General features: G+C 66.2%; 16 protein-coding genes. 10 read left to right on the forward strand and 6 right to left on the reverse strand.

Annotation, left to right across the window (positions count from 1 at the left end; genetic code table 11):
- The first annotated feature begins 53 nt into the window (after positions 1–53).
- Positions 54–1127: a glycosyltransferase family 2 protein gene (locus GGQ61_RS11850; protein ID WP_183772980.1), complete on the forward strand. Its 1074-nt coding sequence runs from the start codon at positions 54–56 to the stop codon at positions 1125–1127.
- Here GGQ61_RS11850 and GGQ61_RS11855 read toward each other — a convergent pair.
- A complete protein-coding gene (locus GGQ61_RS11855) occupies positions 1120–2118 on the reverse strand; it encodes an NAD-dependent epimerase/dehydratase family protein (protein WP_183772987.1) in 999 nt (332 codons plus the stop codon). The two genes, GGQ61_RS11850 and GGQ61_RS11855, sit on opposite strands and share 8 nt — an antisense overlap.
- Before the next feature lie 484 nt (positions 2119–2602).
- Here GGQ61_RS11855 and GGQ61_RS11860 point away from each other — a divergent pair, with 484 nt between their 5' ends.
- The 7 genes from GGQ61_RS11860 to GGQ61_RS11890 are packed head-to-tail and all read left to right on the forward strand — an operon-like array spanning position 2603 to position 9396.
- Positions 2603–3559 carry a glycosyltransferase gene (locus GGQ61_RS11860; RefSeq protein ID WP_183772992.1) on the forward strand — a complete coding sequence of 319 codons (957 nt, stop codon included), beginning with the start codon at positions 2603–2605 and terminating at the stop codon, positions 3557–3559.
- Complete coding sequence (locus GGQ61_RS11865) at positions 3556–4536, forward strand: glycosyltransferase (protein WP_183772996.1); 981 nt, start codon at positions 3556–3558, stop codon at positions 4534–4536. The genes GGQ61_RS11860 and GGQ61_RS11865 overlap by 4 nt, the downstream gene beginning before the upstream one ends.
- Positions 4537–4541: 5 nt before the next feature.
- Positions 4542–5531: a Gfo/Idh/MocA family protein gene (locus tag GGQ61_RS11870; protein ID WP_183772998.1), complete on the forward strand. Its 990-nt coding sequence runs from the start codon at positions 4542–4544 to the stop codon at positions 5529–5531.
- Positions 5528–6613, forward strand: coding sequence for an NAD-dependent epimerase/dehydratase family protein (locus GGQ61_RS11875; RefSeq protein WP_183773001.1), 1086 nt, complete (start codon positions 5528–5530; stop codon positions 6611–6613). Before GGQ61_RS11870 ends, GGQ61_RS11875 begins: the two co-directional genes overlap by 4 nt.
- A 17-nt stretch (positions 6614–6630) precedes the next feature.
- Entirely contained in the window at positions 6631–7599 is a 969-nt protein-coding gene (locus GGQ61_RS11880; protein ID WP_183773003.1) for a glycosyltransferase family 2 protein, read from the forward strand.
- Entirely contained in the window at positions 7586–8458 is an 873-nt protein-coding gene (locus tag GGQ61_RS11885; protein WP_183773005.1) for a glycosyltransferase family 2 protein, read from the forward strand. Before GGQ61_RS11880 ends, GGQ61_RS11885 begins: the two co-directional genes overlap by 14 nt.
- Positions 8458–9396, forward strand: coding sequence for a glycosyltransferase family 2 protein (locus GGQ61_RS11890; protein WP_183773007.1), 939 nt, complete (start codon positions 8458–8460; stop codon positions 9394–9396). Before GGQ61_RS11885 ends, GGQ61_RS11890 begins: the two co-directional genes overlap by 1 nt.
- On the opposite strand, the gene GGQ61_RS11895 is transcribed toward GGQ61_RS11890, so the two are convergent.
- From GGQ61_RS11895 to GGQ61_RS11905, 3 genes are read right to left on the reverse strand one after another with little or no spacing between them, the layout of a single operon-like run.
- Positions 9393–10511 carry a glycosyltransferase gene (locus tag GGQ61_RS11895; protein WP_221221000.1) on the reverse strand — a complete coding sequence of 373 codons (1119 nt, stop codon included), beginning with the start codon at positions 10509–10511 and terminating at the stop codon, positions 9393–9395. The two genes, GGQ61_RS11890 and GGQ61_RS11895, sit on opposite strands and share 4 nt — an antisense overlap.
- 18 nt (positions 10512–10529) lie before the next feature.
- A complete protein-coding gene (locus GGQ61_RS11900) occupies positions 10530–11795 on the reverse strand; it encodes an ABC transporter ATP-binding protein (RefSeq protein WP_183773009.1) in 1266 nt (421 codons plus the stop codon).
- Complete coding sequence (locus GGQ61_RS11905) at positions 11792–12658, reverse strand: ABC transporter permease (protein ID WP_183773011.1); 867 nt, start codon at positions 12656–12658, stop codon at positions 11792–11794. Before GGQ61_RS11905 ends, GGQ61_RS11900 begins: the two co-directional genes overlap by 4 nt.
- 179 nt (positions 12659–12837) lie before the next feature.
- On the opposite strand from GGQ61_RS11905, the gene GGQ61_RS11910 reads away from it, so the two are divergent.
- Positions 12838–13539 (forward strand): methyltransferase domain-containing protein, encoded by a 702-nt coding sequence (locus GGQ61_RS11910; RefSeq protein WP_183773013.1) that lies wholly within the window; start codon positions 12838–12840, stop codon positions 13537–13539.
- Here GGQ61_RS11910 and GGQ61_RS11915 read toward each other — a convergent pair.
- Together GGQ61_RS11915 and GGQ61_RS11920 are read right to left on the reverse strand one after the other, a co-directional pair.
- On the reverse strand, positions 13536–14525 hold the full coding sequence (locus tag GGQ61_RS11915) for a polysaccharide deacetylase family protein (protein ID WP_183773021.1): 990 nt from the start codon (positions 14523–14525) through the stop codon (positions 13536–13538). The two genes, GGQ61_RS11910 and GGQ61_RS11915, sit on opposite strands and share 4 nt — an antisense overlap.
- A gap of 159 nt (positions 14526–14684) precedes the next feature.
- The gene (locus GGQ61_RS11920) at positions 14685–16277 is read right to left on the reverse strand and encodes an isocitrate lyase (protein WP_183773023.1); all 1593 of its coding nucleotides are present in this window, start codon (positions 16275–16277) and stop codon (positions 14685–14687) included.
- A gap of 157 nt (positions 16278–16434) precedes the next feature.
- On the opposite strand from GGQ61_RS11920, the gene GGQ61_RS11925 reads away from it, so the two are divergent.
- Positions 16435–17850, forward strand: coding sequence for a helix-turn-helix domain-containing protein (locus GGQ61_RS11925; protein WP_183773025.1), 1416 nt, complete (start codon positions 16435–16437; stop codon positions 17848–17850).
- Positions 17851–17992 lie beyond the last annotated feature (142 nt).

A 17992-nucleotide genomic window follows, 5' to 3' on the forward strand; every position in this document is an offset into this window, starting at 1 on the left:
GTATTTGTATAGTGTAGTTCGAAATCTGCACGTTTTCACCGCGAAGTTGGATCATGCCGAACCTGGTTTCTGTCGTCGTGCCCGCGTACAACGCCACCGCAACCCTGGCCGAAACGTTGCGCTCGGCGTTGCGGCAGACCCATGCCGACCTCGAGGTCATCGTCGTCGACGACGGTTCGAAGGACGGCACCCGCGCGCTGGCCGAGTCCTTTGCGGCCGAAGACCCGCGAGTGCGTGTGATCTCCAAGCCCAACGGCGGAGTGGCGGCGGCCCGCAACGCCGGCATCGATGCCGCGCGCGGTGATTTCATCGCGCCGCTGGATGCCGACGACCTCTGGCATCCGGACAAGCTGCGGCTCCAGCTCGAGCGCTTCACGAACGGACCGGCCAGCCTGGGCCTGGTGTACAATTGGTATCGCCGCATCGACACGTCCGGCCGCATCATCGACGCCTCGGCCGCGCCGGTGGTGGAGGGCTGGGTGCTGTACCGGCACCTGGACTGGAACTTCGTCTCGAACGGCAGCACCCCGCTGATTCGGCGCAGCGCGCTGGGCGACCTGCGCTACGATCCGGGGCTTAACGCGGCCAACGCCCAGGGGTGCGAGGACTATCTCATCCAGCTGCAGGTCGCCCTGAAGCACCAGTTCGCATGCGTGCCAGCCTATCTGACCGGATACCGCCGGACTGACGGGGCGATGACAGAGGATGTCGGGCGCATGATCCGTTCGCACATCCAGATGTACCGGGTGATGTGGCCCGAGCTCGACGACACGGCGCGCAATCTGGCGCGGCGGCGTATGGCCACTTTCTTCGCCGAGTACGCCCGCAACCGCGCCCGGCGCGGTCTGGCGCGCGAGGCGCTCGCGGCCGTCGGCGAGGCATTCGCGCATGACCCGTTTGGCGCCCCCCACAAGCTGGTTGAGCAGGCGCGACTGGCGATTGTCTACCTCGGTCGTCGGAGCACCGGAGGTGCGGAGAGGGTGATCGATCCCCGCCACTTCGACGCCTACTCCGACACCGAGGTCGACACGGCCTGGGATTCGAGGCGCCGGCTTCAACGGTTCAGAAGCCTGGCTGCGCTCGACGCCGCGTACGATCCGCACATGGTGGGACGCCCCGTTAGTTAGGACCCATAAACAGCGGGGCGGGCGCGAGGGCGGGCGCGGTCTTCTGCTCGCCGAGCTGCAGCTTGAACCATTCAAGCGTGCGCCGGATCCCATCCTCGTAAGGGATGTCCGCCGACCAGCCCGGAAGAATCTGGTTCATCCGCGTCAGATCCGGCCGGCGATTGGTCGGGTCCTGCGGCACCGGCGGCAGGAATTCGATCGACGAGCCAGGCACGAGCTTGGTGATGTATTCGGCGACTTCCAACACCGATATCTCGCGGTCGTTGCCGACGTTGAGCGGGCCTGGATAGGTGACCTGGTCGCGCCAGAAGTAACGTTCGAGCGCGTCGATGATGTCGTCCACATAGCCCCAGCTGCGCGACTGCAGGCCATCGCCATAGACGGTGAGCTTGCCGCTGGTCAGAGCTTGGCCAAGAAAGTTCGACACCGCGCGGCCGTCATCGATCCGCGTGCGCGGGCCATAGACGTTGAATAGTCGCACGATGCGGATGTCGATGCCGTAGACGCGGCGGCATTCGAACAGGAGCGACTCCGTGCAGCGCTTGCTTTCGTCGTAAGATGAGCGCGGGCCGGTGCAGTCGACCGAGCCGCGATAGTCCTCGGGCTGCGGCGAAATCAGCGGGTCGCCATAGACCTCAGACGTCGAGGCGAAAGAGAACCGGCCGCCCTTAACCAGCAGGTTGCGCAGGTTCAGGGCGCCGCCGAGGTTGGCCTGGATCACGCCGACCGGGTCGCGCATGTACCAGGGTGGCGAGGCCGGCGAGGCGAGATGGATGATTTCGTCGAAGCGCTCGGAGGTGGAGAAGTGCTCCGCCGGCGCGACCTCAAGGTGCAGGCGCGGGTCCGAGATGTGCTTGAGATTGTCCCGCGTGCCCGTCCAAAGGTTGTCAACCACGACGATGCGGTCGACATCCGACCTCAGCAGGAGCCGGTCGATCAGGTGCGAGCCAAGGAAGCCGCAACCACCAGCAACGAGAACTGCCTTTCCCACATTCACCCCCAGTTGTGAACGGTAGAGCCAAGCCCCCCCCAGCAGTAAGCCGGTCCGACGACCCGTCAGCTAGGGCTGTCGACTTCCTGAAAAGGGGTGGAGCAAAAGGTACGCGATAACCCGAGACTTATAGACTGAACATTAGTCGATTTACGATCGGATACATCCCGAAAAAACATCATTCTCCATTTCGGAGAATTCCGACCGAATGCGTACCTTAGCGGTCAGGAGTTTCTGAGCAGTTACAGTCGAGGTCGAATCCGCGCCCACTTCGCAGACGGGCATTGCCTGGACTCTTCTTGCGCCAGACGACGTCTCGGCTCCCAATGCGCTCAGAGAAGCTTTGCTGTGCCAGTTGGGTGAATTTTTAGTATCTTATAAGGGGTGTTGCTGACATCGCCGCCGCGTGGGCGCAAGCAATAGTTAAGTGAAGGGCAGGCTTAGATTTATTAGGTCGCCATTGCACTTATCTGGGCGCGATGCGGTGGAAAAATTATCGCTTAAGTTGTCAAATGTAAAAATTGGCGACGACGCCGATATCAGTATTCTAATAATTACATACAACCACGCCGATTATATTTCCTCGGCGCTCGACGGCGTGCTGGCCCAGCGCACCGATAAGAGGGTCGAAGTGATTGTCAGCGAGGACAGTTCAACGGACGCCACGCGGACGATCCTTGCCCGTTACGTTGAACGGCATCCACAAATCCGCACGTTGGCGTCGCCGCAAAACCTGCGCTCCAACGAGGTGGTCGCCAGGGCGATCCGCGCCGCGCGCGGCCGCTACATTTGCCTGCTGGACGGTGACGATTACTGGACCGATCACGATAAGCTGCAGCGTCAGGCCGGAATGCTCGACGCCGACCCGACGCTTTCGGCCGTGTTTCACAACGCCCTGGTGGACGACGGGGAAGGCGTGCCCTCGCGTCGCTGGACGCCCGCCGACCAGCAAATGCGCAATGACGTTGACGAACTCTGGGGCGGCAACCCGTTCGCGACCTGCGCGGGTATGATGCGGCGCGAGGCGCTGAGTAAGCTCGGCGACTGGTACGCGGACTTCTTCCCGATCACCGACTGGCCGCTCTACATCCTCTGCGCGGCGTGGGGGCCGATCGCCTTTGTGGACGAGCCGATCGGCGGCTACCGGCTGCATCCGGGGGGCATGTTCTCCTCGCTGCCGGGCCAGGAAAAGCTCGATCGCATCGAGGGGTTCTACCGGCGCATGCGGGCGGTCTCGCCGCGCGACCAGCAGCGCGCTGCTCGCGGCGGCGCCAGCCGCTACTTCTTCGAATGGGCCGAGGTCTACGCCGCGCGTGGCGAGACGCAGATGGCCCGCGACTGTCTCTGGCGGGCGCTGCGCGCCGGCGGCGCCAGCCAGCTCAGCGCGCGCAGCTTGCTGCGCGTATCCCGGCGCGTGTGGGGGAGCGGAGAAAGACGATGAACACCTCCCTTCAGCGCGCCCAGATCGAACCGATCATGGACAATCTGCCAAGACCGGACTGGTCGGTGATGATCCCCACCTACAATTGCGCCAGCTATCTGGCCGAGACGCTGCACAGCGTGCTCGATCAGGCGCCTGGTCCCGAAGAGATGCAGATCGAGGTGGTCGACGATGGGTCGGCCGATGACCCCGAGGCGATCGTTCGCACCGTAGGCGGCGATCGCGTGAGCTTTTTCAGGCAGCCGCAGAACGTCGGGCACATCCTTAACTTCGCAACCTGTCTGACCCGCGCGCGTGGGCGTTATGTGCACCTGCTGCACGGCGACGATCGCGTCGAGCGGGGTTTCTATCAGGCCTTGCAGCAAGGCTTCGAGAGTTCCCCCGACGTCGGAGCGGCATTCTGCCGACACCGCTACATCGACGGCGAGGGCCACGAGCTTTCGGTTCCGGACGCAGAGCAGCCGCGGGCCGGCATCCTGGCCGGCGGCGTGGAGCGGCTGGCCGAGGAGCAGCGGATCATGACCCCCTCGATCACTGTCCGGCGCGAGGTCTACGAAGAGTTGGGCGGCTTCGATCCGCGGCTCGTCTGTTCGGAGGACTGGGAGATGTGGGTGCGCATCGCTGCGCGCTATCCGATCTGGTACGAGCCGGAGGTGCTGGCCGGCTACCGTATGCACCAGGAGTCGAATACCGGCCGCCATTTCCGAATGGCCGAGGAGCTTGGCTACACCCGCCGCGCTATTGAGATGTTCACGCCCTATTTGCCGCCGGAACGGGCGCGGGACATAGCCCGGCGGGCACGGTTGACCTATGCCGGCACGGCCCTCAACAATGCCCGTAAGTTCGCGCGGAACGGAGATCGACAGGGGATGCAGGCGCATTTGCTGGAGGCGGTCAAAATGAGTGCGACCCCAGGCGTCATGCGGCAGGCCGCCAGCATCGCCCTGAGGGGCGGCTTCGTGGCCGGCAACGCGTAGACTGCATGATCCGTATTGGACTGTCGGGATGCGGTGCGGTCAGCGCGCGCTACTATGCGCCCGCGCTGGCCGCATTGGCGGCCGCCGGCGAGGCGCGGCTAGTCGCCGTGTTCGATCCCGACGTCCCAGCGATGCAGGCGATGGGCGATCGCCTGCAGGGCCGGCGCTTATGCGCCAGCTATGACGAGTTGCTGGCCGCGGGCCTCGACCTGGTCCTTGTCGCCTCGCCGCCGCGCCGCCACGCCGAGCAGACGCTCGCCGCATTGGCCGTGGGTCTGGCGGTGCACTGCGAGAAGCCGCTGGCCATGTCGGGAGACGAAGCGGCGGCGATGATGGCCGCGGCGACGGCCGCCGGGCGGCCATTGACCGAAGGATTGGTGCGCCGGCAGTTCCCGTCGGTGCGCGCCATTGCCGACCTGCTGCGACGGCAGGCGATCGGCGACCTAATCTCGGTGGACGTCTTCGAGGGCGGCCCGTTCGACTGGCCGGTGAGTTCGCAGCGCTATTTCAGCCGCGCTGAGAGCGGCGGGGGCGTCTTGCGCGACCTTGGTCCGCATGTGTTTGACTTGCTGATCGGCTGGCTTGGCGAGCCGCAACTGATCTCCGCCGCCGACGACGCCAGGGGCGGGGTCGAAGCCAATGCGCGGGTCGAGCTGGGTTTCGGCGCCGCGCGCGCTAATGTCCGGCTCAGCCGCGACTGGGCACGGCCCAACCGCTTCGTCTTCAATGGTTCGTCCGGCGCCATCGCCTGGACGCCGTATGAGACGAACCGACTCGAATTGCGCCTTGAGGGGCAGTCGGCGGCCTTGATCCTGGAGGGCGCGGGCGAGTTCCAGGACGCGTTCACCGCCCAATTGCGGGCCGCAATCGTCCCCTCGAGCGGCGTCGGCCGGGGGCAGGCGCCCGGCGTCGAGGCGTTGCGGCTTATCGATCTCTGTTATGCGCGCCGCCAGCAGATGGCCGAGCCATGGATCGACGGCGGGCGCGCGGCATGACGAATATCGCCATCGTCGGCGCCAACGGCTTCGTCGGGAACCGCGCCGTCGAAATGCTGCATCTCTCAGGCCAGGCCCATGTGCGCCCCATCGTGCGCCGCGCCAGCGCCGCAGCCCTGCCGCGACGGTTCGATCTCGACGTGCGGGTGGCGGACGCAGGCGACCGCGCCGCCATGGCCGCCGCGCTGGAGGGCTGCGACGTGGTGGTCTCGGCGGTCGCGGGCGATCCGCAGACTATCGTCGGCGCCGTCGCGCCGGTCTACCGCGCGGCCGAGGATGCCGGCGTTCGGCGGCTGGTTTATCTGAGCAGCGCATCGGTGCATGGCCAGTCGCCCACCGTCGACGTCGACGAAGACAGCCCCCTCAGCGAGCGCCAGCCGATGGATTACAACAACGCCAAGGTGCGGGCCGAGCGCCTGTTGGCCGAGTTGCGCCGCGCCGGCCGCGTGGAGACGGTGGTTTTGCGTCCCGGCATCGTGTTCGGACCCCGCTCGCAGTGGGTGGGCGGGTGGGCCGACGAGCTGTTGGCTGGTGAGGCCTACGTCGTCAACGGCGCGCGCGGCGCCTGCAATTCCATATATGTCGACAACCTCGTCCACGCGATCGGCCTGGCGGCGACATCCGAGCGCGCCGACGGGCGGACCTATCTGCTGGGGGATCGAGAGAAGCCGATCTGGCGCGAGCTCTATGGACCTATCGCCGCCGCGTTGGGCGTCGATTTGGATTCCCTTCCGGACATGCCGGCCTCGGCGGCGGCCGTCCCGGCGCCCCCCTCGGGGCTGGAGAGGCTGCGGCGTTCTAGGCTGGTCAACGGGCTCGCCGGCGCCCTGCCGCGACCGGTCCGTGTCGGAATCGGAGCGGGGCTAAAGTCCTACCGGGCCCGCCGCTCCCCGCCCCCAGGCCGCAACGCCCGCGGCCCCGAAGTCTCGCTGGAACGCGTTTTGCTGCAGACTGGAGAGGTCTGGATTCCGTGGACACGCGCGGAGGTGGAACTTGGTTACGTTCCTGTCGTATCGTTCGATGAGGGGCTGCGCCGTTCCATCGCGTGGCTCAAGTACGCAGGATATCCAGTCGTATCGTAAGGGGACAGGGTGGGGCGATGTCTGCAAGCGTAGCGGTGATCATACCGACCTATAATCACGCGCACTATCTGGCTGCGGCGATCGAGAGCGCGCTTGGCCAGACCACGCCGCCGACGGAAATCATCGTTGTGGACGACGGATCGCGCGACGACCCGGCCGCGGTCACGGCCGCCTATTCGTCGGTGAAGCTGATCCGCCAGGAGAACCAGGGCCTGTCGGCGGCGCGTAACACCGGCATGCGCGCAGCGACCAGCGAGTATCTCGTCTTTCTCGATGCGGACGACCAGTTGATGCCCGACGCGCTGGCCAAGCAGTTGGAGCTCTTCGCGCAGCATCCGGACTGCGGCATGGTCTACGGCTCGTATTGCTATGTCGACGCCGTCACCCGGCAGATCACGCCGGTGACCCTGTTTCCGCCCGGCGAGGATCCGTTCGCGACCTTCCTGCGCTGCAACTGCATCGGCATGCATGCGACGGTGATGTATCGCGCCGACCGGCTGCAAGCGGTCGGCGCGTTCGACGCCTCGCTGCGCGCCTGCGAGGACTACGACACCTATCTGCGCATGTCGCGCAACTACGCCATCGCCGCGCGACCCGAGATGATGGCCGAGTACTGGCAGCACGATCAGAACATGTCGCGCGACAGCGCGATGATGCTGCGCTCGGTGCTCGGCGTCGTGCGCCGTTACCGAAGCGCGGCCGAGGAGCGGCCCGAGTGGCGGGCCGCCGTACGCGAGGGCGAGGCGCGCTGGATCCGCTTCTACTCCGACACTTGGCTGATGAACCTGCTGGCGAACCGCAAGCCGGCTGGGCTTGCGCCGCTGATGCGCCAGGCGATTGGGATCACGCGGATCGCGCCGCGCGCCCTGCCGGCCAGCGCCGCTCGCATGGCGATCTCCAATGCGCGCGAACGGTTGCGCTCGGTCCGCTCGGCGTTGCGCCGTCGACGGGCGCAACGTGCCGGAGGTCAGAATGGCCCCGCCTAGGGTCAGCGTCATCATCATCGTCTACAACGGCGAAGCCTATCTCGCCGAGGCGATCGACAGCGTGCTGGCGCAAAGCTGGCCGAATTTCGAGCTGTTGGTGGTCGACGACGGGTCGAGCGACGGCAGCCGCGAGCTGACGCAGCGCTACGTGGACGCGTATCCTGAGCAGGTGCGATTGCTGCGCCATCCGGGCGGCGTCAACCGGGGCATGAGCGCGACGCGCAATCTGGGCTTGGCCCACGCCAAGGGCGAGCTGATCGCCTTCCTCGACGCCGACGATGTCTGGGCGCCGGGCAAGCTGGCCGAGCAGGTCGCGATCTTGGACCAGCAGCCCGAAGTCGGGATGGTATATGGGCGTGCGCTGATCTGGCATGCTTGGCGGCCCGACGCCGCCGAAGAGGATTTCGTCTACGACCTCGGTGTGGAGCCCGACCAGGTTTACCGGCCGCCGCACCTGTTTCATCTTCAGCTCAAGAATGTCTACCAGACGCCGACCTCGAGCGGCTCACTGCTGCGAAAGTCCCTGGTCGACGGAGTCGGCGGCTTCGAGGCAGCATTCAAGGGCATGTTCGAGGACCAAGTTTTCTACGCCAAGGCGTTGCTGGCGGCCCCGACCTATGTCGCCGACGCAGTTTGGTTCAAGTATCGGCAGCATCCGCAGAGCGCGACGGCGGAGTCCGCAGCGGCGGGCGCCGACGATAAAGCGCGGCTGCGCTATCTCGGCTGGCTGTCGCGCTACCTGGCGGCGCAGCGGGCGGACCCGCAGGCGCGCCAGGCCGTGCGGAGCACGATCGCCGATCTGCGCCTGAGGATGGCTAAGAACGTTGTCAGGCGCATGCTCGGAAAGGCGCCCCGTTGATGGCCGAAGTGTCGGTGATCACGCCGTTCCTCAACGCTGAGGCCTACATTGAACAGGCGATCGCCTCGGTGCAGGCCCAAACCTTCGGCGATTGGGAGCTGCTCTTGGTGGACGACGGTTCTAGCGACGCCAGCCCCCGGATGGCTGCGGCCGCGGCGGCGGCCGACGGGCGGATCCGGGTCATCGCGCCCGATCCGGCGCGGCGCGGCGCGGCCGCCGCGCGCAACCGCGGCATGGATGCGGCGCGCGGGCGTTTCATCGCCTTTCTTGACGCGGACGACCTGTTCGAGCCGACCAAGCTCGCCTTCGAGCTGTCCATGCTGGAGCGGGCCCCTGAGGCGGCCTGGATGTACGGCCCGACGCTGTGGTGGTGGGAGGGCGAGACCCCTCGCACTTGGACCGAGACCATGCGTCGCTTCGCCGGGCGGGCGCATCCGGCGCCCGCGCTGTTCAACGCTGTGTTGCTAGGGCAGCAGGGTGACGTGCCGTGCACCTGCGCGGTGCTGATCCGCCGCTCGGCCATCGAGCAGGTCGGCGGCTTTGAGGAGCAGTTCGCGCTCTATGAGGACCAGAGCCTATGGGCCAAGCTGCTGCTGCGCTATCCAGTCTACGTCGCCGACCAGTTCCAGTCGCGTTACCGACAGCATCCTGATTCGACCTCGAACAAGGCTACGGAGGGCGGAGACTACGACCGCTACCGGCCGCACGCGGCGCGGATCGCGTTCCTGAATTGGGCGGCCGAGCACGCGCGGCGCCACGGGCTGATGACGCCGCAGACCGAGCGAGCCTTCCGGCTAGCCTTCGCGCCCTATGATCTGCCGGAGTGGCCGCTCGGCCCCAGCGATCGAATCGCCCTGGCGACGCGGCGGGCGTCGGAGGCGGCCGTCCGCGCGCGTCGCGCGGTACGCCGCTCAGTACGCGGCATGGTCGGCCGCTAGGCGCGACGCGAGCCGGTCAGGTAGAAGGCAAGTCCCGAGAGATAGCCGCGGAACTCGAGGCCGAGGAAACGGTCGCGGGGCTGCGAGCGCCGCAGCGCCCGGCGTGCGTAACGCGCCGGGAGGCTGACAAAAGCGCGCCGCAGGTCGCCGAGTCGGCGGTTGCGCTCGAACTGCACCAGCAGGGCTGCGGAGTGTCCGCGCATGTAGCTGAATAGCTGGCGCGCCAGACCGTCTTCCGACGCGCGATGATAGTGGAATGCGACCGATGACGGTTCGTAGCGGCAGACATATCCATGGGCGAGCAGCCGGTGCCAAAACTCGGAGTCGCCCGAGCAGCCGGCCCGGCCGACGTCTAGCCGCTCGTCGAACAGGCCAGCCTTGGCGAACACCTCGCGGCGGAAGGCCATGCTGGCGCCGGCTCCGATCTCCCACGCGGGAAAGGCCCGCCGCTCGGCCTCGAACGCCTGGGGCGTATAGTCCTTCGGCGCGTAGCCGCGCGCAAAGCTCCAATAGGTCTCGAAGTGAAGCTGGGCGGGCGTCGCGAGCTCGGCCGGGAGCACCAGGCCGGTGACGGCGCCGATCGCTGGCGTTTCGAAGCCCGCGACCAGGTTCTGCAGCCAGTTCGGGTGCAGCAACACGTCGTCGTCGGTGTAGGCGACGATCTCGCCGTGGGCGGTCGCTGCGCCGGTGTTGCGGGCGTAGTCGAGGCCCGGCCGATCTTCGCGGACATAGACAACGTTGGCGTCCTGCGCGACCGCGCGAGTGGCGCCGCCGGCCGAAGCGTTGTCGACGACGATTACCTCCAGCGGCCGCAGGGTTTGAGAAGGCAAGGAAGCAAGGCAACGCCTGAGCTCATCCGGGCGATCGCGCGTGCAGATGACCACGCTGACCGACGGTGGCCGGGGCGACATACTGGGCCGCTCGCCCCGCGTCGCGGGCTGGGAGCGGCGGGTGACGCCGTCAATGCCGGTCAGGGCCTGGGCCACGGGCAGGCCCTGGTCCCAGAAGACGGTCATCGCCGTGGTGGGGTCGGGCTCGGCGGACGCCGGGCGATGGCTGACGCCCGGCGTGGCGACGCCGGGGCCAATCAGGTCGCTGGAAAGCGGGCTGTTCACCGTTGCCGGTCCGACGGATCAGGCGACGACGGCCGGAAGAGGCTCAGCGCTCCACTCGAAGCGCGGACGCAACACCCCTTCCCATTCGCCGTACCAGCCGTGGCGATCACGGTCGCTGTCCAGCAGTTCGAAGAGCATCACGTCCGGCAGATCGAGCACCTCTTCGTCGCCTTGGCGCAGGATCAGATGCAGGCGGTACTCATCGGCGTTCAGCAGATCGCCGGGAATCTGGCAGCTGATGCGATGGCGTCCGGGGGTCTGAGCCCAGGTCGATGGCGGGCTCGATACATCGAAGACCACCACTCCGCTTTGATTGAGCAATCGAAGATCAAAGCGCAAGGGTTGCGAGCCGCCGAGCCATTCATAGTCCAATGCGATCTGAAACGGCGTGTGCACGTCGATGAGTTTCGGCTGGTTTTCGTCGAGCGACAAAGCCTGGATCGCATGCAGCTTTGCAGAGCCGCCCGTGGGCGCGGTTTCCTGCGACCACATGCGGAACCCGGATGGCCCTTCGGCGCCGGCGCGCAGATAGGCCGAGAGGACCTCATGCGTGCGGCCGTCGGCCGCCACCTTGCCACCCTGCAGCAGGATTGCGCGCGGGCAGAGCGATTGGATGGCTGTGATGTTGTGGCTGACGAAAAGCACGGTGCGGCCGTCGTGCGCCATCTCGCCCATTCGCGCCAAGCACTTCTGCTGGAAGCCGATGTCGCCGACGGCGAGGACTTCGTCGATTAGCAGAATGTCCGTCTCAAGGTGCGCGGCCACCGCGAAGGCGAGGCGCGTATACATGCCGCTCGAGTAGCGCTTGACAGGCGTGTCGATGAAGTCTGCGACCTCAGCGAAGGCGACGATCTCGTCGAACCTGCGGGCGATCTGCTGGCGCGACATGCCCAGGATGGCGCCGTTGAGGAAGACGTTGTCGCGGCCCGATAGCTCGGGATGGAAGCCGGTTCCAACCTCAAGCAGCGAGCCGACGTGGCCGCGAAAGCGCACCTCGCCGGAGGTCGGTTCGGTAATCTGCGAGAGGATTTTCAGCAGCGTGCTCTTGCCCGCCCCGTTCTTGCCGACGACTCCCACGATTTCGCCGCGCTTGATGTCGAAAGAGACGCCCTTGAGCGCCCAGAAGTCCTCCGGCCGCGGGCGCTGTTCGCCGCGCAGCAGTTCCGGCAGGCGTTTGACGCCCATGGAAATTGTCTGGCGCAGATTTGTGGAGCCGGCCCCGCCCAAGCGATAGCGCTTGGTGAGGTCGTCGACCTTAATAGCCCATGGCCGCTCGTTCTTCATATGATGTCCGCGAAGCTGCTCTCGATCCGTCGGAAGACGAAGAGACCCATGATCAGCATGACCAGCGCGCTGGCGGTGGACAGGGCGACCAGATCAAGTGGGAAGGGGCCGGTGTTCAGCATGGCCCAGCGATAACCCTCGACGACGCCGGTCATCGGGTTAAGGCCGAGCAGCACGCGCCACTTCTCAGGGGCCATGCTCGCCGGATAGGCGACCGGCGTTGCGAACATCCAGAGCTGGACGAGCAGCGGCATCATCTGGCGCACGTCGCGGAACCGGACGTTGATCGCCGCCAGACCCGCGCCGACGCCGACGGTGGCCACGATGGCCAACAGGGTGAAGGGAATGACGAAGACGACCTTCCAGGTCGGCCAGACGCCGTAGAAGGCTAGCATCGCGATCAGGAAAGCGAAGGAGATCGCCAGGTCGGCCAGGCCGCGGACCACCGCGGCGATCGGCAGGATCAGGCGTGGGAAGTACACCTTTTCGATCAGCTGGGTGTTGCCGATCAGGCTGTTCACGGCGCCGTTCACCGCCTGGCTGAAATAGGTCCAGATGACCAGGGCTGTGAAGCTGAACAGCGGATAGGGCACGCCGTCGGACGGCAGCTTGGCCAGCTTACCAAACACGACCGTGAACACGACCATGGTCGCCAAGGGCTGGATGATCGCCCACGCGCTGCCGAGGATGGTCTGCTGATAGCGGACCTTGAGGTCGCGCCAGACGAGAAACATCAGCAGGTCTCGATAGAGGAACAGTTCGCCAAGATTTAGCGAGCGCCAGCCGCTGGTCGGGCGCACGACCGTTTCCCGCAGCAGGTGCGGCGGCGCCTCATGGTTCGGGACTACGGCGCTGTCAGCCATGTCGTTACGAACTCCTTTGTGGTTCCCGAGCATTGGCCGGACGGGGTGTCCACATCAAGACTCCAGTTGCGAAGGCATTGACCATGACCGATGCTTAGGGAGTGTTAATATTGAAGGGCGATAGTCAATTGCTGCTTCGCTATTGAGAATTTTCCCCGCCGCTTTTGAGGAATGCTGTGTTGACCGACGGCCGCCGGCGCCATGCCTTGATGTCGAAAATCGACCGCCGTGTCGGCGCGGGCCTGTTCTTGAGGTTCCTTAGCACTGAGCCGGTGAGCCGGCGGTTCGGCTACGATCGCGGCACTCCGATCGACCGATACTATATCGAGAACTTCCTGGCGCGGCAGTCCGCCGAAATCCGCGGGAGGGCGTTGGAGATCGGCGACGCCGCCTACTGCCGACGGTTCGGAGGCGCGCGGGTAACCCGTCAAGAAGTGCTGCACGTCAAGGCCGGCAATCCGGAGGCCACGATCGTCGGCGACCTGTCCGAGCCGGGCGTGTTACCTGAGGGCGGACTCGACTGCATCGTGCTTACCCAGACCCTGCACCTGATCTACGATATGAAGGCCGCCGTTGAGGGCATGCACCGTGGACTACGGTCCGGCGGTGTTGCGCTGGTGACGGTGCCGGGCATCAGCCCGGTCGCTGAAGACCAGTGGGGCACGACCTGGTACTGGTCACTGACTGCGCTGTCGGCCAAGCGACTGTTCGGCGAGGTCTTCGGACCCGAGAACGTCGAGGTGGAGACGTATGGCAACGCCTTTTCCGCGACCGCCTTTCTTCAGGGATTGGCTCACGAGGAGGTCAGCAAACGCAAGCTCGATCTCGTCGATGATGGCTATCCGGTCACTATCACGATCAAAGCGCGCCGCGGCGCCTAGGCGCTGAGGACGGCGCTCAAGCGCCGCGCAGGCCAGTCGCCGACCTGCAGCCGTGGCAGGCGCAGGCGGTCGGCGCCCTTGCGCACGACGTCGGCGTCGGTGGTGACCGCGACAGCGAAGCCGGCATCGCGCACCACGTCCACAGTCACGTCGCTGTAGTCGCCAAACGGATAGGCGAAGGTCGAGGGCGTCGAGCCCAGCAGTTCGGCGCAGACCTCGCGGCTAGTTTCGATCTCGATGCGCTGTTCCTCGCGGCTGAGCTCGCTGAGCGCCGGGTGGTTCACCGAGTGCGCCCCGAAGCTGATCACGCCCTCAGATGCCAGGGTCTGGATCTCCTCGCGGGTCATGCTGCGATGGCTGGATCTGCGAGCCGACGGCATGCCGTGACGCTGAGCCAGATCGGCCAACAGCGCCCGGCGTTCGACTGGGTCGAGCAGCCGCATCGCCTGCCAGAGCGCCTTGTAGGCGGCTTGGCGTTGCGGATTGGGGGCGTGAAGGTCGCCGACCGCGCCGAGGTCGAACGCATGGCGCTGGCCGTCAACCTCGACGTTCATCGACGTGACCGGCGCGCCGACCACGATGCGTTCCAGGTCGTCCCACCAATATTCATGTTCGGCGGAGATCGCGCTGGTGGCGAGGAAGACCGTCGCCGGCAGGCCGTGGGCGGCGAGGAGCGGCGCCGCATTGTGGCCGTTGCAGGCGTAGCCGTCGTCGAAGGTGATGGCGATGGCGTCACGGGGTAGGTCGCCCCGAGCGTGGCGTTCGGCGAACTCGACCAGCGGCAGCACCGTGCGGCGGCGCTTGAGCCAGGCGAGCTGCTCGTCGAAGCGGGCCGGCGTGACGGCCAGTTCCCAAGGGTCGTAACCGGGCTCGTTGACGCGGTGATACATGAGGATGGCCGGCCCGGCGGGCAGGCCGAAGGTGCGCCGGCCGGCCGTCGCCAGGCGGTTCCTTACCTTGCGCGCGATACGTCTGATCCTGGACATCCGAGACCATTTCCCAGCACAGCGATGCCTGCGTACGAATTAAACGCCCAAAAGCCTTAGTCGAGAATGAAGTTCGCGCCGTCCTTGCGCGATGGCCCAAAGAAAGCGGCCCGGAGCGTGAGCTCCGGGCCGTTCCCTTTAGTCGTCGATGCGGGACGCTTAGGCGAACTGGTTCATCGTGTTGTGGACGCCGCCGGCCTTCAGCGCGGCTTCGCCGGCGAAGTATTCCTTGTGATCGTCACCGATGTCCGAGCCGGACATGTTCTGGTGCTTCACGCAGGCGATGCCCTGGCGGATTTCCTGACGCTGGACGCCCTTCACGTAGCCCAGCATGCCTTGCGAACCGAAGTACTCTTTGGCCAGGTTGTCGGTCGACAGGGCCGCGGTGTGGTAGGTCGGCAGGGTGATCAGGTGGTGGAAGATGCCCGCGCGCTTGGCGCCGTCCGCCTGGAAGGTGCGGATGCGCTCGTCGGCTTCGGCCGCCAGTTCGGTGGCGTCGTAGTCCACGCTCATCAGGCCGTTGCGGTCGTAGGACGAGACGTCCTTACCGGCGGCCTTCCACGCGTCGTAGACTTGCTGACGGAAGTTCAGGGTCCAGTTGAACGACGGGCTGTTGTTGTAGACCAGCTTGGCGTTCGGGATGACTTCGCGGATGCGGTCCATCATGCCGGCGATCTGCTCGACGTGCGGCTTTTCGGTTTCGATCCACAGCAGATCGGCGCCGTTCTGCAGCGAGGTGATCGAGTCCAGGACGCAGCGGTCTTCGCCGGTGCCTTCACGGAACTGGAACAGGTTGCTCGGCAGACGCTTCGGACGCAGCAGCTTGCCTTCGCGGTTGATGATCACGTCGCCGTTCTTGAGGTCGGCGGGGGCGATCTCTTCGCAGTCCAGGAAGCTGTTGTACTGGTCGCCCAGGTCGCCCGGGGTGTGGCTGACGGCGATCTGCTTGGTCAGGCCGGCGCCCAGCGAGTCGGTGCGGGTCACGATGACGCCGTCGTCGACGCCGAGTTCGAGGAAGGCGTAGCGGCAGGCGCGGACCTTGGCCAGGAAGTCTTCATGCGGGACGGTGACCTTGCCGTCCTGGTGGCCGCACTGCTTTTCGTCCGAGACCTGGTTTTCGATCTGCAGGGCGCAGGCGCCCGCTTCGATCATCTTCTTGGCCAGGAGGTAGGTGGCTTCGGCGTTGCCGAAACCGGCGTCGATGTCGGCGATAACCGGAACGACGTGGGTCTGATAGTTGTCGACCGCGTCGATCAGTTCCTGCTCGCGCTTCTTGTCGCCGGCCGCGCGGGCGGCGTCGAGTTCGCGGAACATGCCGCCGAGCTCACGGGCGTCGGCTTGGCGCAGGAAGGTGTACAGCTCTTCGATCAGCGCCGGCACGGAGGTCTTCTCGTGCATCGACTGGTCCGGCAGCGGGCCGAATTCCGAGCGCAGGGCGGCGACCATCCAGCCCGACAGGTACAGGTAGCGGCGGTCGGTGTTGCCGAAGTGCTTCTTGATCGAGATCAGCTTCTGCTGGCCGATGAAGCCGTGCCAGCAGCCCAGCGACTGGGTGTACTTGCCGGCGTCCAGGTCATAGGCCGCCATGTCCTTGCGCATGATCGCGGCGTTGTACTTGGCGATCTCCAGGCCGGTCTTGAAGCGGTTCTGCAGACGCATGCGGGCCACGGATTCGGCGTTGATGCCGTCCCAGGTGCCGTTCTTGCTTTTGATGAGCTGGCTCATCTCGATGATGTGGTCTTGATAAGACATGTGCCTCTTCCGCGATCAGCCGGGGGAACTCGGCCCGGTGCTGGCGGTCACCTAGGGCGGCGGCGCGCCGGTGTGGAGTCGCCGCGAGGTGCGGATGTAAGACTTTACGGACGATCTCTGTAATGCTGTAATGTTTCGACAATAGCAGGAGTAAGAAATGGTCGCCGAACGCCGCCTCTATGTCGGGCCGAGCCTGCGCCGACTGCGCCGGGATCACGGCCTGACGCAGGCGGACATGGCCGCGGACCTGGAAGTCTCGCCCTCTTACATCGCGCTGCTGGAGCGCAATCATCGGCCGCTGAGCGCCGAGATGCTGCTGCGGCTGTCACAGACCTACAAGATGGACATGGCGACCCTGGCCGGCGACGGTGGGTCGGACGACGCAGCGCGGCTGCAGGCGGTGCTGAAGGACCCGATGTTCGGCGACATCGATCTGCCTACCCTGGAGAGCACCGACGTCACCACCAACTTCCCGGGCATCACCGAAGCGCTGCTGCGGCTCTACACCGCCTACAAGGAAGAGCAGCTGGCGCTGGCCGACCGCGGCGCTGAAGGCCCGGCCGGCGACGCCGCCCAGGGGCCGGACGCAGCCGATCCGGTGGCGGAGTCGCGACGATTCCTGGCTGCGAGGCGCAACTCGTTCCCGGTGCTGGACGACGCGGCCGAGCGGCTGGCCCAGCAGGTCGCCGCCCACGAAAGCATCGCGGCCTATCTGAAGGCGCGGCACAATCTGCGGGTCCGGCGCATCCCGTCGAGTTTCATGGTCGGCTCGATCCGGCGGCTCGACTGGCACCGCAAGGAGCTGCTGCTCGACGACTCGCTCGACACCGCCAGCCAAGTGTTCCAGCTGGCCCTGCAGCTGGCCTATCTGGAGATGCGCGAGGATGTCGATGCGGTCGCCGCCGAAGGGACCTTCGCCAGCGAGAGCGGCGAGCGGCTGACCCGCCGGGCGCTCGCGAGTTATGCGGCAGCCGCGATCCTGATGCCCTACACGGCCTTCGCCAAGGCCGTGGAGGCGCGCCGCTACGACGTCGAAGCCCTGGCCCGCCAGTTCGGGGCCAGCTTCGAGCAGACCGCGCACCGGCTGACCACCCTGCAGAAGCCCGGCCACGAGCGGGTGCCTTTCTTCTTCATCCGCGTCGACCCGGCCGGCAACGTCTCCAAGCGCCTGGACGGCGCCGGCTTTCCGTTCGCGCGCCACGGGGGCGGCTGTCCGCTGTGGTCGGTGCACCAGGCGTTCAAGACCCCGCGCGAGATCGTCACCCAATGGCTGGAGCTGCCGGACGGCGAGCGGTTCTTTTCGATCGCCCGCACGGTCACCGCCGGCGGCGGGGCGTTCGGCACGCCGCGGGTCGAGCGGGCGATCGCGCTCGGCTGCTCGGCCGAGCACGCGCACCGGCTGATCTACACCCAGGATCGCCCGGGACCGGAGAGCGCCACGCCGATCGGCGTCACCTGCCGGCTCTGCCATCGTACGGAATGCACAGCACGCTCGGCCCCTCCTATCGGCCGCCAGATCCTGGCCGACGACATCCGGCGCACGAGCGCGCCGTTCGGCTTTTCCGACGCCTGAGGCAAATTCTGCCCGTGGCGCGCCAAAGCGTCGCCCCGCACGAACAAAACGCTTCAAACCGGCGCGCTTCCGTGCAGTAAAGCGCCGGAATGGTCCGGCTCGCTGCACTGCGGCGAAGCCGAAGGACGCTTTAGTTGGGGAC

The organism is Phenylobacterium haematophilum (assembly GCF_014196295.1).
Taxonomy (GTDB): Bacteria; Pseudomonadota; Alphaproteobacteria; order Caulobacterales; family Caulobacteraceae; genus Phenylobacterium; species Phenylobacterium haematophilum.

Excerpts from the sequence above, each read along its gene's own strand:
- GGQ61_RS11850 (WP_183772980.1), top strand. The coding sequence starts at position 54 with ATGCCGAACCTGGTTTCTGTCGTCGTGCCCGCGTACAACGCCACCGCA.
- GGQ61_RS11865 (WP_183772996.1), top strand. The coding sequence starts at position 3,556 with ATGAACACCTCCCTTCAGCGCGCCCAGATCGAACCGATCATGGACAAT.
- GGQ61_RS11870 (WP_183772998.1), top strand. The coding sequence starts at position 4,542 with ATGATCCGTATTGGACTGTCGGGATGCGGTGCGGTCAGCGCGCGCTAC.
- GGQ61_RS11875 (WP_183773001.1), top strand. The coding sequence starts at position 5,528 with ATGACGAATATCGCCATCGTCGGCGCCAACGGCTTCGTCGGGAACCGC.
- GGQ61_RS11880 (WP_183773003.1), top strand. The coding sequence starts at position 6,631 with ATGTCTGCAAGCGTAGCGGTGATCATACCGACCTATAATCACGCGCAC.
- GGQ61_RS11885 (WP_183773005.1), top strand. The coding sequence starts at position 7,586 with ATGGCCCCGCCTAGGGTCAGCGTCATCATCATCGTCTACAACGGCGAA.
- GGQ61_RS11890 (WP_183773007.1), top strand. The coding sequence starts at position 8,458 with ATGGCCGAAGTGTCGGTGATCACGCCGTTCCTCAACGCTGAGGCCTAC.
- GGQ61_RS11900 (WP_183773009.1), bottom strand. The coding sequence starts at position 11,795 with ATGAAGAACGAGCGGCCATGGGCTATTAAGGTCGACGACCTCACCAAG.
- GGQ61_RS11905 (WP_183773011.1), bottom strand. The coding sequence starts at position 12,658 with ATGGCTGACAGCGCCGTAGTCCCGAACCATGAGGCGCCGCCGCACCTG.
- GGQ61_RS11915 (WP_183773021.1), bottom strand. The coding sequence starts at position 14,525 with ATGTCCAGGATCAGACGTATCGCGCGCAAGGTAAGGAACCGCCTGGCG.
- GGQ61_RS11920 (WP_183773023.1), bottom strand. The coding sequence starts at position 16,277 with ATGTCTTATCAAGACCACATCATCGAGATGAGCCAGCTCATCAAAAGC.
- GGQ61_RS11925 (WP_183773025.1), top strand. The coding sequence starts at position 16,435 with ATGGTCGCCGAACGCCGCCTCTATGTCGGGCCGAGCCTGCGCCGACTG.